This window comes from Kribbella sp. NPDC049227 (assembly GCF_043197265.1).
In the GTDB taxonomy this organism is placed as follows: Bacteria; Actinomycetota; Actinomycetes; order Propionibacteriales; family Kribbellaceae; genus Kribbella.
In genome coordinates, this window is sequence record NZ_JBICST010000003.1 from 678910 (window position 1) to 692289 (window position 13380).

The 13380-nt window shown below is 68.3% G+C and carries 15 protein-coding genes; 8 read left to right on the top strand and 7 right to left on the bottom strand.

Going from position 1 to position 13380, the window contains the following annotated elements; all coding sequences use genetic code 11:
• The first annotated feature begins 18 nt into the window (after positions 1–18).
• Complete coding sequence (locus ACGFH6_RS15430; RefSeq protein ID WP_393384077.1) at positions 19–510, top strand: hypothetical protein; 492 nt, start codon at positions 19–21, stop codon at positions 508–510.
• A gap of 507 nt (positions 511–1017) precedes the next feature.
• Positions 1018–2709, top strand: a complete 1692-nt coding sequence (gene rny, locus ACGFH6_RS15435; RefSeq protein ID WP_393384079.1) for a ribonuclease Y — start codon at positions 1018–1020, stop codon at positions 2707–2709.
• On the opposite strand, the gene ACGFH6_RS15440 is transcribed toward rny, so the two are convergent.
• The gene (locus tag ACGFH6_RS15440; RefSeq protein ID WP_393384081.1) at positions 2710–3081 is read right to left on the bottom strand and encodes a nuclear transport factor 2 family protein; all 372 of its coding nucleotides are present in this window, start codon (positions 3079–3081) and stop codon (positions 2710–2712) included. It abuts the gene before it with no gap.
• Between the two features lie 45 nt (positions 3082–3126).
• Here ACGFH6_RS15440 and ACGFH6_RS15445 point away from each other — a divergent pair, with 45 nt between their 5' ends.
• Positions 3127–3618, top strand: a complete 492-nt coding sequence (locus tag ACGFH6_RS15445) for a GNAT family N-acetyltransferase (protein WP_393384083.1) — start codon at positions 3127–3129, stop codon at positions 3616–3618.
• 1 nt (position 3619) lies between these two features.
• Here ACGFH6_RS15445 and ACGFH6_RS15450 read toward each other — a convergent pair whose 3' ends face one another.
• From ACGFH6_RS15450 to ACGFH6_RS15470, 5 genes are all read right to left on the bottom strand, one after another.
• Positions 3620–4558: a neutral zinc metallopeptidase gene (locus ACGFH6_RS15450; RefSeq protein ID WP_393384085.1), complete on the bottom strand. Its 939-nt coding sequence runs from the start codon at positions 4556–4558 to the stop codon at positions 3620–3622.
• A gap of 27 nt (positions 4559–4585) precedes the next feature.
• A complete protein-coding gene (locus ACGFH6_RS15455; RefSeq protein ID WP_393384087.1) occupies positions 4586–4897 on the bottom strand; it encodes a DUF6458 family protein in 312 nt (103 codons plus the stop codon).
• Positions 4898–4981: 84 nt separating this feature from the next.
• Positions 4982–6145, bottom strand: a complete 1164-nt coding sequence (locus ACGFH6_RS15460; RefSeq protein WP_393384088.1) for an acyl-CoA dehydrogenase family protein — start codon at positions 6143–6145, stop codon at positions 4982–4984.
• Between the two features lie 46 nt (positions 6146–6191).
• The gene (locus tag ACGFH6_RS15465; protein ID WP_393384089.1) at positions 6192–6767 is read right to left on the bottom strand and encodes a DUF1707 domain-containing protein; all 576 of its coding nucleotides are present in this window, start codon (positions 6765–6767) and stop codon (positions 6192–6194) included.
• 38 nt (positions 6768–6805) lie between these two features.
• Entirely contained in the window at positions 6806–7495 is a 690-nt protein-coding gene (locus ACGFH6_RS15470) for a type 1 glutamine amidotransferase (RefSeq protein WP_393384091.1), read from the bottom strand.
• A 122-nt stretch (positions 7496–7617) separates the two neighbouring features.
• Between ACGFH6_RS15470 and ACGFH6_RS15475 the strand changes: the two genes are divergently transcribed.
• The 5 genes from ACGFH6_RS15475 (at position 7618) to ACGFH6_RS15495 (ending at position 12830) form a co-directional block, all read left to right on the top strand.
• Entirely contained in the window at positions 7618–8472 is an 855-nt protein-coding gene (locus ACGFH6_RS15475; protein ID WP_393384093.1) for an FHA domain-containing protein, read from the top strand.
• 46 nt (positions 8473–8518) lie between these two features.
• Positions 8519–9730: a 1-deoxy-D-xylulose-5-phosphate reductoisomerase gene (gene dxr, locus ACGFH6_RS15480; RefSeq protein WP_393384095.1), complete on the top strand. Its 1212-nt coding sequence runs from the start codon at positions 8519–8521 to the stop codon at positions 9728–9730.
• Positions 9727–11037 carry a M50 family metallopeptidase gene (locus tag ACGFH6_RS15485; protein WP_393384097.1) on the top strand — a complete coding sequence of 437 codons (1311 nt, stop codon included), beginning with the start codon at positions 9727–9729 and terminating at the stop codon, positions 11035–11037. Before dxr ends, ACGFH6_RS15485 begins: the two co-directional genes overlap by 4 nt.
• Before the next feature lie 24 nt (positions 11038–11061).
• Positions 11062–12213: a flavodoxin-dependent (E)-4-hydroxy-3-methylbut-2-enyl-diphosphate synthase gene (gene ispG / locus ACGFH6_RS15490; RefSeq protein ID WP_393384099.1), complete on the top strand. Its 1152-nt coding sequence runs from the start codon at positions 11062–11064 to the stop codon at positions 12211–12213.
• Between the two features lie 68 nt (positions 12214–12281).
• On the top strand, positions 12282–12830 hold the full coding sequence (locus tag ACGFH6_RS15495) for a nucleosidase (protein WP_393384101.1): 549 nt from the start codon (positions 12282–12284) through the stop codon (positions 12828–12830).
• Here ACGFH6_RS15495 and ACGFH6_RS15500 read toward each other — a convergent pair.
• Positions 12811–13317 (bottom strand): NUDIX domain-containing protein, encoded by a 507-nt coding sequence (locus tag ACGFH6_RS15500; protein WP_393384102.1) that lies wholly within the window; start codon positions 13315–13317, stop codon positions 12811–12813. The two genes, ACGFH6_RS15495 and ACGFH6_RS15500, sit on opposite strands and share 20 nt — an antisense overlap.
• Between the last annotated feature and the right edge of the window lie 63 nt (positions 13318–13380).

Here is a 13380-nt window from a genome sequence, read left to right on the forward strand (position 1 = left end):
CATCCTGGGGAGGATGGCATGGGCAGAACGCGACGGCGCGGTGGGAGGCGGTCGGCGCAGTTCCGTTCGTGGGGATGGCTCCTGGCGGGTTGCGCAGCGCTCGCGATCTACAGCCACAGCTGGCGGACGGCTCTGTATCTCGCGCTGATGTGGCTGGTCTATGTCGTGTTCCTGCAGTTGGCCATGTGCAGGGTCGAAACCCAGAGGCATCAACCGTGCAAGTGGCTGGTCCGGGGACTGATCGGGACTTGCAAGTACCACGTCGGCAGCAAACGTGGTCTGCCCCGGTTGGTTCGCGGACTGAGGTACGTCGGCCTACCGAGCCTCATGTGGCCGCGGGACGACTTCGACGGTCTCGTGGCCGTGCGGGCAGAACCGCAGCCGAAGCCGGGCCGCGCTGTCACGGCGAAGGCGAGTCAGCCGAGGTACGAGCGGCTGAACGTGCTGATCGCCGTCGGTGCGTTCCTGGTCACCGTGGTGGGCGTGGTTCGCGACTTCGTTGCTGGTTGAGGCCCCGAGCACAACGGTGGGTGTGGAGTAGACCACTCGGGTGGGTGGTTTGGGTGGGTGGGGTGTGAGTGTCCTTCTTGACCGGGTGGTGGGGCGCGCTTAGCCTCGGAATCAGTAAGGGATCACTCCACCTGACGGTGGCGGACATAGCACCGGCGGGTCGGTTGATGACCGGCTGACCGGCCGGAGAAAACACGAAACCACGCTCGAACGAGCTGAAGGATGACGACGGCGACTCGTACGCCGTCGATTGGATGGCACCGCGGCGGACGGATCCGGCGGTGACAGCGGCCTGAAGTCTGTTCCTGGGTGACGCACACCCGGAAACGGCGACGGCAGCGGTCACGATCGGCACCGTCAGCGAGCAGTACCGTCACAACGGACGGACCGCGCACCCCGGAGACCCCGGTGGTGCGTTCAGCCGTACCGTCTCCTCGACCGTTGGCGGATCCCTTCGACCGACGCCACAGTCCCGCCCGGTGCGTGACTCGACGAGGGGAGAGGCCGATGTCACTCGCGGCCATGCCGACAGCGACGTCAGTCGGGCTGACCCTGATCGGACTGCTGATCGCGGGCCTGCTGGCCTGGATCGGCTTCACGCTCTCCCGCCGCAAGGCCGCCGACAACACCGCTGCCGCCGCCAACGCCCAACTCGAGGCAGCCACCATCGCCGCGGGCGCGAAGTCCGCCGCGGAGTTGGTACGCCGCCAGGCCGAGGAGGAGGCCGCCGTACTGCGGACCCGCGCGGAGACGGCCGAGAAACGCGCCGAGGAGATCCGCCGCGCCGCGGAGGACCGCGCTTCCGAGGTACGGCGTGAGGCCGAGCACCGCGCGTCCGACGTACGCCGGGAGGCCGAGACCGAGGCCCAGTCGATCCGGGACGACCTGCGGGAGCAGCGGCTGGAGATGGAGCGCCGCGACCACCGGCTGACCGAGCGTGAGGAGCGGCTCGACGAGCAGCACCGTTCGATCGAGGAACGCCAGACCGAGCTGACCGCGCAACTCGCCGAGCTGGACCAGCGCAAGGCCGAGATCAGGAACCTCGACGAGGAACGCCGCCGGATCCTGGAAGGCGTCGCCAACCTCAGCTCCGAGCAGGCGAAGGCGGAGCTGGTCGCGTCGATCGAGGCGGAGGCGAAGCGGCACGCGCATTCGATCGTCCGTGAGATCGAGCGGCAGGCCTTGGACGAGGGCGAGACCAAGGCACGCAAGATCATCACCGGCGCGGTGCAGCGGCTGGCGTCGGAGCAGACCAGCGAGTCGGTCGTCTCGGTGGTCCACCTGCCGAGCGACGACATGAAGGGCCGGATCATCGGCCGCGAGGGTCGCAACATCCGGTCGTTCGAGCAGACCACGGGCGTCAACCTGATCATCGACGACACCCCCGAAGCCGTGCTGCTGTCCTGCTTCGATCCGGTACGCCGGGAGACCGCGCGGCTGACCCTGGATTCACTGGTGCTGGACGGCCGGATCCACCCGAGCCGGATCGAGGAGATCTACGAGCGCAGTCGCGGCGAGGTCGCCGAGCTGTGTGAGCGTGCGGCCGAGGACGCGATGGCGGAGGTCGGCATCACCGACCTGCACCCCGAGCTGATCCGGACGATGGGCCTGCTGCGGTACCGCACGTCGTACGGGCAGAACGTGCTGAAGCACCTGATCGAGTCGGCGCACATCGCCGGCATGATGGCGGCCGAACTCGGGCTGGATCCCAAGCTGTGCAAGCGCGGCGCGTTCCTGCACGACATCGGCAAGGCGCTCACGCACGAGTCCGAGGGCAGCCACGCGATCGTGGGTGCGGAGCTGGCCCGCAAGTACGGCGAGAACGACGACGTCGTGCACTGCATCGAGGCGCACCACAACGAGGTCGAGGTGCGAACCGTCGAGGCCGTACTGACCCAGGCCGCGGACGCGGTCAGTGGCGGCCGGCCGGGTGCGCGGCGCGAATCGCTGGAAGCATACGTGCAGCGGCTCGAGCGGCTCGAGGAGATCGCGATGCACCACGACGGTGTCGAGAAGGTGTTCGCGATGCAGGCCGGCCGGGAGATCCGCGTGATGGTGCTGCCGGACGCGGTCGACGACATCGCCGCGCAGGTGATGGCGCGCGACATCGCCAAGCAGGTCGAGGAGGAGCTGACGTACCCGGGCCAGATCCGGGTCACGGTCGTCCGCGAGTCCCGCGCCACCGAGGTCGCCAAGTAGTCACTCGGCGTACTTCGCGCGCCACTCCGGCGGATCGAACGGCGACCCGTAGATCCGGGTCTCGCGCGCGATCCGTCCATCCTTGAACTCGACGACGTTCGCGACGTAGTAGATGTCGCCGCTGTAGTCCGAACGACCCAGTACGACGAAATGGTCGCCCGCACCGGTGATGCGCAGGATCTGGATCGACGGTGGCGCGGGGTATTCCCGCTGCATCGCCCGCATCCGGTCCCGCCCGACGATGCGCTCGCCGGACTGCGGCATCTCCAGCACGTAGTCCTCGGCGCGCAACTCGTGTTCGGCCTCCGCCGACAGCGCCAACTGGTCGTCGGTCGGCCACAACCGCTCCAGCAACTCACGATTCCTGTCCATGATTTACGGTCGCGACGACGCTTCAGTCAGTCTTAAAGTCTGCGAATGGACATCAGACCCGCGACGCCCGCCGATGTCGAACGGCTGATCGCAGGCGTCGCCGAGCATCCGGCAGCGCAGCATCACCTCCGCGCCCGCTGGGCTATCCAGGAATGCGGTGACGGTCTGTTCCTGCTGGCCCACCGCGACGGCGAGATCGTCGGCCAGACGATGTTGCTCAGGGAGTCGAAGTACGCCGAGGTCCGCGCCGACGCCGATCCGGCCGAGATCAACGCCCTCAGCGCCGTCGTCCACAACCAAGGCGTCGGTACGGCGATCATCCGCGTCGCCGAGGCGATCGCGGGGGAGTGGAACAAGTCGGCCATCGGCCTGGCCGTCGGCGCCGACAACCCCAAGGCCCGCAGGCTGTACGAGCGCCTGGACTATCTGCCGTGGTCGGGCCCGCCCGTCGTCGACGAATGGACCGAGCAGGCTGCCGACGGCACGGTGGTCCGCACCCACGCGGACGAGTGTGACTACTTGCTGAAGGCCCTCTGAGTCAGGCGATGCTTGCGGCCGACGCCGTGAAGGTGTTGCAGACCGATGCCGACGCGGCGTTGAACCCGCGTCGGGTCCAGCGGCTGTGGCTGGTGCTGTTGCCATGGCTGCGAGTGGGGTTCCACTCGTCGCCGCGGTGCTGCACCGTCCACAGCCATCGCTGCAACCATCCTCCGGTGGCGGGGAAGTAGCGCCGGTCCGCACCGAGGTAGCTGCCGCTCAGGCAGGAAGCCTGGAGCTCCAGACGGCGGCTCTCGACCAGTCGTGCGTTGGCGCTGCTCATGGCCGTCGACCGAGCGTAGGACGCCGCCGCGATGCCGGTCAGCCGCTGGATGTGATGGCCGTACTCATGCGCCACCAGATGCGCCATCGTGGTGCGCGCCCACAGCTGATTGTCGTTGCGGTAGTTCGCGAGGTCGTAGTTCGCGTCCATCGAGATCACGCCGTCGCAGTACGCCGCCGAATCACTCACGCTGCACATGGTCCTGGTCTGGCCGGTGATGACCTCCACGCGCGGGGCCCAGAAGGTGAACCCGGCCTTGCGGATCAGCGGGGCCCAGGCCCTGTCCAGGCAGGGGACGAACTCCGTGTAGTACTTCCGCACGTTCGCCACAGTTGTCGGCCGGACAGACGGCTCCTTGCATCGCGACGCCGGCAGGCGACCCGCGCGGTACAGGGCGTTGGCCGTCACCACCCGGTTCTCCGCGGCGAGGGACGCCGTCGTGGTCCGCGTCGAGGACTGCACGATCGGCGTCGGACTGGATGAAGGCGTCGGGCTGGATGAAGGCGTCGTGCTGGGAGAAGGCGTCGGCGACGCTGTGACCGACGTCCCCGCTGTCGGCGGGTCGTCACGGTCCAGTCGTCGTACGACGAGACCGGCCGCGACCAGCACGACCACTACGGCAAAGACCGCTGCTGCCCAACCCCGCCGCGCTGTCACGGCGGGAAGCTTAGACCCGAGAGCGGATCAGTTCTGGGTGCGGCGGTGGTTCGCCGAGTCCTCGCGCAGGTGCGTCGGGGTGACGTCGATGGGATGGTCGGCGACTCGGTCGGGCGGGGCGGTGTTGTACTGCTTCTCGACTTCCGGGTCGATCACCACCACGTCGTCATGACCCCGGCGCCGGTTGGCCAGCCGGTACGACAGCCAGATTCCGGCGGCGCCACCGAGCATGATGATGATCCCCAGGGCGGTGAGGTTCAGAGTGTCGGACGTGTCCCGCACGGCGAACGCGATGATGGCTCCCGCCGCGATGAGCGCGATTCCGGCCCCGATCCTCATACCGGCTCCTTCCTGACCTCCTGAGGCGGTCACGTTGAGTAGCTGATCTCACTCCTGGTACCCGATCAGCTCTCGAACCATGCGTCAGCGGAAGGCCGCGTGCCCGGTCAGCGCCTGGCCGATGACGAGTTGGTGGACCTCCGAAGTGCCCTCGTAGGTGAGGACGGACTCCAGGTTGTTGGCGTGCCGCATGATCGGGTACTCGCCGCTGATGCCGTTCGCGGCCAGGATCGTGCGGCACTCGCGGGCGATTGCGATCGCCTCGCGGACGTTGTTGAGCTTGCCGACGCTGACCTGCTCCGGGCGCAGTGTGCCCTTCTCCTTGAGGCGGCCGAGATGGACGGCGAGCAGGATGCCCTTGTTCAGCTCGACCGCCATGTCGGCGAGCTTCGCCTGGGTCAGCTGGTACGCCGCCAGCGGCTTGTCGAACACGATCCGCTCACCGGCGTACGCGATCGTCGTCTCCAGGCAGTCGCGGGCCGCACCCATCGCGCCGAAGATGATGCCGAAGCGGGCCTCGTTCAGGCAGCCGAGCGGCCCGGACAGGCCGCGTGCCTCGGGCAGCATGGCGGACGCCGGCAACCGTACGTCTTCCAGCACCAGCTCCGACGTGACCGATGCCCGCAGCGACATCTTCTGCTTGATCTCCGGTGCGGAGAAGCCAGGCGTCGTGGTCGGTACGACGAAGCCGCGTACGCCGTCGTCGGTCCGGGCCCACACGACCGCGACGTCGGCCACGGAGCCGTTGGTGATCCACATCTTCGAACCGTTCAGCACCCAGTCGTCGCCGTCGCGGCGGGCGTTCGTGCGCATGCCGGCCGGGTTGGAGCCGAAGTCGGGCTCGGTCAGGCCGAAGCAGCCGATCGCCTCGCCCGCGGACATCCGGGGGAGCCATTCGTCCTTCTGCTCGTCACTGCCGTACTTCCAGATCGCGTACATCGCCAGCGACCCCTGCACCGACACCAGCGACCGCATCCCGGAGTCCGCTGCCTCGATCTCCAGGCAGGCGAGTCCATAAGCGACGGGTCCGACCCCGGCGCACCCGTAGCCGGTCAGATGCATCCCGAGGAACCCGAGCGCCCCCAGCTCCTTCGCCAGCTCTCGCGCCGGGATGTTCGCCGTCTCGAACCACTCCGGCAACGCCGGCCGCAACCGCTCGTCCGCGAACCGCCGAGCCGTCGCCCGTACGTCGACCTCCTCCTCGGTCAGCAACGAGTCGACATCCACGAGATCCAGCGAAACCGTCATACCCGAACGCTAACCGGAATGCGCCTGGTGCAAGAGGAGGCGTGCATCACTTCCGGTACCAGGGCCACCACCAGTGGCGTTTGCGGGGGTGGCGGATGACGATGCTGCCGTGGCGGGCCTGGCCGGTCACGTGCAGGCGTACGCCGCCGGACCTCGGTGGACCGGCCTTGTTCTTCGCGCTGCTGTGCACCATGTCGACCTGGTCGATGTCGACACTCCAGCCTTCCGGAATCACCATCACGACCGAGCTGTGCTTGGCGTGCGCGTCGACGTGGATCACGCTCCAGTGCACCACCGCATCGGTGAAGTCGAGCTTCACCGAGGAGTGCTCCGCGATCGCCGTCATCCGCTCCGGCACGGTCCACGCGCCCTCACGCTTCTGTGCGCTGTGCTTCGCCCGGAGCGTGAGCTCGGCGGCGCTGCCGTGGGCGACCGGCACGAGATCGGCCGTCGCGTTGCGCAACTCCAGTTGGGTCTTGGCGGAGTAGACCTGGGTCAGCCGCTCGTCCAACTCCTGGAAGTCCAGCCGGCCGTCGGTGTGTGCTTCCTGGACAACGGCGGCGGCGCGCTCACGATCGTTGTCGGACGCCCGTTGCCCGGGCGACGGCTGCTCCAGACTCATGCCCCCAAAGGTAGCGCCGCTACCGGTCCCTCCGGACGTCAGTCGGCAAGATCCAGGAACCGGCCGAAGACCGTCGACCAGGTCCGGTCCAGCTCGGCCTCGTGCCGCTCGGCGCCGGCGACGACCTCCTCGGGCACGAATCCCCACGAGCGCAGGGTTTCCGGGTTCCAGCGCCGTACCCGCTCGGCGGCGACCTCCGGGTGGAACTGCACGCCCCAGCTGCGGCCGATGCGGAGCATCTGGTTCGGGCAGCGCTCGCTGGACATCAGCAGCACGGCGTCGGCCGGGAGCCGGGTGATCTGATCCTGATGGCTCTCGATCGCACGGACGGTCGACGGCAGACCGGTGAGCAGCGGGTCGTCCGCGGCGCCGGGCAGCAGCTTCAGTTCGGTGACACCCTTCTCGGGCAGTCCGTACTTGCCGCGGACCTCACCGCCGAAGGTGTGCGCGATCAGCTGAGCGCCCAGGCAGATGCCGAGGACCGGCGCACGGTCCTGCTCGGTGGTGGTCCGCAGCAACTCCCGCTCGGCCTTCAGCCACGGCTTGGCATCGTCGGCGTCGGGCAGCATTCCGCCGCCGAGCAGGATCAGCGCGGCATGCCCGTCGATCCCCGCGGGAATCGGCTCGCCGTCCCAGGCACGGACGACGACGGGTGAGAACCCCCGTCCCTCGAGCCAGTCGAGCAACCGGCCCGGACCACTGCCCGGATCGTTCTCGATGATCAGCACTGTCTTCGTATGGCGAGTGGCGGCAGAGGACACAAGCCCCAAAGATATGCCACCCGCGGCACACCGGACACCGGCGTACCGGAGTGGTGGTTCCGCGATACTGAGTTGCTGGGGGTGTGCGGATGGAGCCGATCAGTGGGTTCGTGAGGGCCGTGGTGGGTGAGGTGAACTTCACCTTCGGCAAAGGCATGGTGGCTGCGTTCCTCGAGGCGCGCGGCAAGGCACGTGCGTCCGGGAGCGACCGGTCCGTCCAGCCGCAGCTGGACGTGCTGATCAGGGCGCACGGCCAGTACGAGCCGTTGTTCATCCCGGCCGGCACGGTGCCGGCGGTGGACCGGTTGGCCGGGTTGGAGCAGGCCGAGCCGGCGCCGCAGTTGACTGTCGAGTTCACGCCTGGCGACGGTGGTGCGCAGGCACACCTCACGGCGAACGATCCGGTGCTCGTCACCATCACCGATGTCAGTCACCCGGAGTTCGACGCTGTGGTGTTGACCACGTCGCTCGGCGCAGCGACGTACGCGCGGCTGCCTCCGGGGTACTACCACGTGTCCGCTGTCGTCATCGACGAGTCCGAGGACCTGCTGCTCGGGTACGGCGCTCAGCACAACCTGCACCTGGCGAGTGGTGACGACCTGCTCCTGTCGCTGGCGATTCACACCGAGGGGATGGCGGAGATCGAGGCGGCGCTGGCGGCACCACGGCAGCCGGTGCTGGTGGGTCCGGACGGGGACGCGATGCCGATCCTCGACCTGGTGCTGATCGGCCGGTCGCCGGACTGCGACCTGATCCTGGACCACCCGCAGGTGAGCCGGCACCACGCCGAGCTGCTCCGGATCGACCAGGTCACCTTCGAACTGCGCGACCTCGGCTCGACCAACGGCACCACCGTCAACGGCGTACCGGTCCGCAGCATCCAGGTAGGCGACGGCGACGAGATCCGCCTCGGCGACTTCCCCCTCCACCTGTACGTCTCCTAGAACCACCACCTCGTCACCTTGTGTGTTCACCTGGGACAATGGCCGGGTGAATCCGCGATCCGTTGTCATCCTCGGCTCCACCGGCTCTGTGGGGACCCAGGCGCTCGAGCTGATCGGGCGCAACCGCGAGCGATTCCGGGTGCTCGCGCTCTCGGCGGGCGGGAGCAACGTCGGTCTGCTCGCCGCGCAGGCGCTGGAGTTCGGGGTCGACGTGGTCGCGGTGGCGAAGGCGACGGTCACCCAGGATCTGCAGCTCGCGTTCTACGCCGAGGCACAGCGCCAGGGGTACGCACAGGGTGAGTTCCGGATCCCGAAGATCATCACCGGCCCGGACGCGTCCAGCGAGCTCGCGGCGATGCCGTGTGACGTGGTCCTCAACGGCATCACCGGCTCGGTCGGACTGCAGCCGACGCTGACGGCGCTCGACGCGGGGACGACGCTCGCACTGGCCAACAAGGAGTCACTGGTGATCGGCGGCCCGCTGGTCACCCGCCGGGTCAAGCCGGGGCAGATCGTGCCGGTCGACTCCGAGCACAGCGCGATCGCGCAGTGCCTGCGCGGGGGAACGGCCGACGAGGTACGTCGTTTGGTGGTGACAGCGAGCGGCGGTCCGTTCCGGGGCCGGTCGCGGGCCGAGATGGCCGACGTCACCCCGGAGCAGGCGATGAACCACCCGACCTGGGACATGGGTCCGGTGATCACGATCAACTCGGCCAATCTCGTGAACAAGGGCCTCGAAGTGATCGAGGCGCACCTGCTGTACGGGCTGCCGATGAGCCGGATCGAGGTGGTCGTGCACCCGCAGTCGATCGTGCACTCGATGGTGGAGTTCGTGGACGGCGCGACCATGGTCCAGGCGTCGCCGCCCGACATGCGGTTGCCGATCGCTCTCGCGCTCGGCTGGCCCGACCGGATTCCGGACGTTGCGCCGGCCTGTGACTGGACCACGGCGAGCAGTTGGGAGTTCGAGCCGCTCGACGACGAGGCCTTCCCGGCGGTCCAGCTGGCCCGGGAGGCGGGGACTCGCGGCGGCACCGCCCCGGCCGTGCTGAACGCGGCGAACGAGGTCTGTGTCCAGGCGTTCCGGGACGGCCGGCTGCCGTTCCTGGCGATCGTCGACACCGTGGCCCGGGTAGTGACCGAACACGACGTACCCTCGTATGAGGAATTGTCCATCGACGACGTACTGGCCGCGGACGGCTGGGCCCGCGCCCGGGCCCGTGAACTCACCGGCGTACAGGAGACCACCAAGGCATGACCGCGCTTCTCACTCTCCTCGGCATCGTGCTGTTCGCGGCCGGCATCCTGATCTCGGTCGCACTGCACGAAATGGGCCACATGCTGCCCGCCAAGGCCTTCGGGATGAAGGTGTCGCAGTTCTTCGTCGGCTTCGGCCGGACCGTGTGGTCCACCAAGCGCGGCGAGACCGAGTACGGCCTGAAGCTGATCCCGGCCGGCGGGTTCGTCCGGATCATCGGCATGATGCCGCCCGCCAAGGGCGACGACCCGACCAAGGTGCGCAAGGCCAACACCGGCCCGATCCAGTCGATGGTCGAGAACGCCCGGACCGCGGACTACGAGACGATCGCGCCCGAGGACAACGGCCGGCTGTTCTACCAGAAGGTGTGGTGGAAGAAGCTGATCGTGATGGCGTCCGGGCCGCTGGTCAACGTCGTGATCGCGTTCGTGCTGTTCGGCGGCCTGTTCATGCTGTACGGCGCCAACGTCGCGCAGACGACCGTGGCCACGGTCACCGACTGTGTGATCCCGGCCTCGCAGGCATCGACCGACCGCAAGTGCGTCGACACCGACAAGGTGTCGCCGGCCAAGGAGGCCGGGTTCCAGGTCGGCGACAAGATCGTCGCGTTCAACGGCACCGCGATCTCCAGCTGGGACCAGCTGACCCCGCTGATCCGCGCCAACACCGACAAGCCCGCCACCATCGTTGTCGAGCGCAACGGTCAGCGGACCACGCTGCAGACCCACACGATCATCAACCAGGTGCCCGACGAGGCGGGCTCGGACAAGATCGTCTCGGTCGGGTTCCTCGGCGTCTCGCCGGAGATGAAGACCGAGCGGCAGGACTTCGGGTTCGTGGTCAGCAAGATGGGCGAGCTGACCGTGGCGACGGTGAAGGCGATCGGGAACTTCCCGCAGAAGCTGGTCGGCGTGGCCAAGGCGATCGGCGGCGGCGAGCGCGACGAGAACAGCCCGATGAGCGTCGTCGGCGCCAGCCGGGTGGCCGGCGAGATCGCGTCCAACCAGTCGCTGACGGCCGGCTCGCGGATCGCGTTCCTGATCTCGCTGCTCGCCTCGCTGAACCTGTTCCTTGCCTTGTTCAACTTCATCCCGCTGCTGCCGCTGGACGGCGGACACATGATCGGCGCGATCTGGGAGGGCATCCGGCGCGGCTTCGCCAAGCTGTTCGGCCGGCCCGACCCCGGGTACGTCGACGTGGCCAAGCTGCTCCCGATCGCGTACGTCGCGGCCAGTGTGATCGTGGTGATGGGCGTCCTGCTCGTCATCGCCGACATCGTCAACCCGATCCGTCTCTTCAACGGCTGACCCTCACCCAACGGTTAAGGACACATGAGCATCAACCTGGGCATGCCCGCGCTGCCGCCGCCGACCCTGGCCCCGCGCCGCAAGACCCGCCAGATCAAGGTGGGCAAGGTGCTGGTCGGCGGTGACGCGCCGGTGTCGGTGCAGTCGATGACGACGACCCCGACCAACGACGTGAACAAGACGCTGCAGCAGATCGCCGAGCTGACCGCGGCCGGCTGCGACATCGTCCGGGTCGCCTGCCCGCGGCAGGAGGACGCCGACGCGCTGGCGGAGATCGCCCAGCACTCGCAGATCCCGGTCATCGCCGACATCCACTTCCAGCCGGGGTACGTGTTCGCCGCGATCGAGGCGGGCTGTGCGGCGGTCCGGGTGAACCCGGGCAACATCCGCAAGTTCGACGACCAGGTGAAGGAGATCGCGGCCGCCGCCAAGGACCACGGCACGTCGCTGCGGATCGGCGTGAACGCGGGCTCCCTGGACAAGCGGTTGCTGGAGAAGTACGGCAAGGCCACTCCGGAGGCGCTGGTCGAGTCCGCGGTCTGGGAGGCGTCGCTGTTCGAGGAGCACGATTTCCACGACTTCAAGATCTCGGTCAAGCACAACGACCCGGTCATCATGGTCCGGGCGTACGAACTGCTCGCCGAGCGGGGCGACTGGCCGCTGCACCTCGGCGTGACCGAGGCCGGCCCGGCGTTCCAGGGCACGATCAAGTCGTCGGTCGCGTTCGGTGCGCTGCTGTCCAAGGGCATCGGGGACACGATCCGGGTCTCGCTGTCCGCGCCGCCGGTCGAGGAGGTCAAGGTCGGCCTGCAGATCCTGCAGTCGCTGAACCTGCGCGAGCGCAAGCTCGAGATCGTCTCCTGCCCGTCCTGCGGCCGCGCCCAGGTGGACGTCTACACGCTGGCCGAGCAGGTCACCGCCGGCCTGGAGGGGATGGAGGTCCCGCTCCGCGTCGCGGTCATGGGCTGCGTCGTGAACGGTCCCGGCGAGGCCCGCGAGGCCGACCTCGGCGTCGCCTCCGGCAACGGCAAGGGCCAGATCTTCGTCAAGGGCGAGGTCATCAAGACCGTCCCCGAAGCCGCCATCGTCGAGACCCTGATCGAAGAGGCCATGCGCATCGCCGAGGAGATGGGCGACCCGGTCGAGCCCGGCGCCCCCACCGTCACCGCAGGCTGACAACACCAAGATCGCGAAGATCACCGGGCAGTCGGTGGAGTGGGTTGTGGCGAAGGGATCGCTTTGAGGTGACCGAGTTCGTCGTGGTGAGTGCTGTGGCGGGGGAGGCTCGGTATGTGCCCGCCGGGGTGCAGGTGGTGGTGACCGGGGTGGGAAAGACTGCGGCGGCTGTGGCTACCTCGCGGATGCTGGCGGGGCGGGACACCTCTGAGTTGGTGGTGCTGAATGTTGGCACCACCGGAGCGCTCAGAGATGGGATGTCGGGGTTGTATTTGCCGAGCACGGTGATCAACCACGATGTGAATGCGGAGGCGATCCGGGCGATCGGACTGGATCCCCAGGACGAGTTGCATGTCGAGGGCGGCGACGGGACGGTGCTGGCGTCCGGGGACGTGTTCGTGACGGATCCTGTCGTACGGGCGCGGCTCGCGGAGCGGGCGCACCTGGTCGACATGGAGGCGTACGGCGTCGTCTACGCCTGCCGGGAGTACGGCGTACCAGTGCGGGTCGTGAAGCATGTGTCGGACTCGGCCGACGAGGCGGCGCTCGACTGGCCGGCGCTCGTGGATGCGAGCGCGAAGGTCCTGGGGGAGTGGGTCAGCGACTACGTGCGCTGAGCCACTCCAGTACGGCGATCTCCCGCACCAGCCACCGCATCACGCCGACCCCACTGGCGAGCACGGCCCGATTGGCCGCGAGTGCCTCGTCCACCGTGACCCATCGCGGCGTGAGCTCCAAGTCGGCCTCGTACCCCTCCAACTGCTGCCCATCACGAGCCGCCCCACCCGTGCAGGAGAAGTAGTGCGACGTCATCCCGAAGACGTCGTACGCCGCCTCGATCGCCGGCACCTCCTCCCTGGTCGTGCCGAGTTCGGTGCCGACAGCAACATCGACGTACCCGCACTCCTCGTGGAACTCGCGCTGCAGGGCGTCGGCGAACGACTCACCCGGTTCCACCCCGCCGCCGGGGAACTTGTAGTCGCCGTGGCGCGAGGCGAGTAGTAGCAACTCCCGCCCGCGGAAGAGCACACCTCGGACCGCGGTCCGCTCGACCAGCCGTCCGCCAGGCGCGAGTTCGGGCGAACGAAAGGCCGCCAGCAGCATGCGGCCTATGCTGCCTGACCCATGACGTCGCGCGAAATCCTGGACGCGGTGACGGTCGTCGCC

Coding starts and splice junctions, on each gene's coding strand:
- ACGFH6_RS15445 (WP_393384083.1), top strand. CDS start 3,127: ATGGACATCAGACCCGCGACGCCCGCCGATGTCGAACGGCTGATCGCA.
- ACGFH6_RS15430 (WP_393384077.1), top strand. CDS start 19: ATGGGCAGAACGCGACGGCGCGGTGGGAGGCGGTCGGCGCAGTTCCGT.
- ACGFH6_RS15475 (WP_393384093.1), top strand. CDS start 7,618: ATGGAGCCGATCAGTGGGTTCGTGAGGGCCGTGGTGGGTGAGGTGAAC.
- ACGFH6_RS15440 (WP_393384081.1), bottom strand. CDS start 3,081: ATGGACAGGAATCGTGAGTTGCTGGAGCGGTTGTGGCCGACCGACGAC.
- ACGFH6_RS15500 (WP_393384102.1), bottom strand. CDS start 13,317: ATGCTGCTGGCGGCCTTTCGTTCGCCCGAACTCGCGCCTGGCGGACGG.
- ACGFH6_RS15455 (WP_393384087.1), bottom strand. CDS start 4,897: ATGAGGATCGGGGCCGGAATCGCGCTCATCGCGGCGGGAGCCATCATC.
- ACGFH6_RS15465 (WP_393384089.1), bottom strand. CDS start 6,767: ATGAGTCTGGAGCAGCCGTCGCCCGGGCAACGGGCGTCCGACAACGAT.
- rny (WP_393384079.1), top strand. CDS start 1,018: ATGTCACTCGCGGCCATGCCGACAGCGACGTCAGTCGGGCTGACCCTG.
- ACGFH6_RS15460 (WP_393384088.1), bottom strand. CDS start 6,145: ATGACGGTTTCGCTGGATCTCGTGGATGTCGACTCGTTGCTGACCGAG.
- ACGFH6_RS15485 (WP_393384097.1), top strand. CDS start 9,727: ATGACCGCGCTTCTCACTCTCCTCGGCATCGTGCTGTTCGCGGCCGGC.
- ispG (WP_393384099.1), top strand. CDS start 11,062: ATGAGCATCAACCTGGGCATGCCCGCGCTGCCGCCGCCGACCCTGGCC.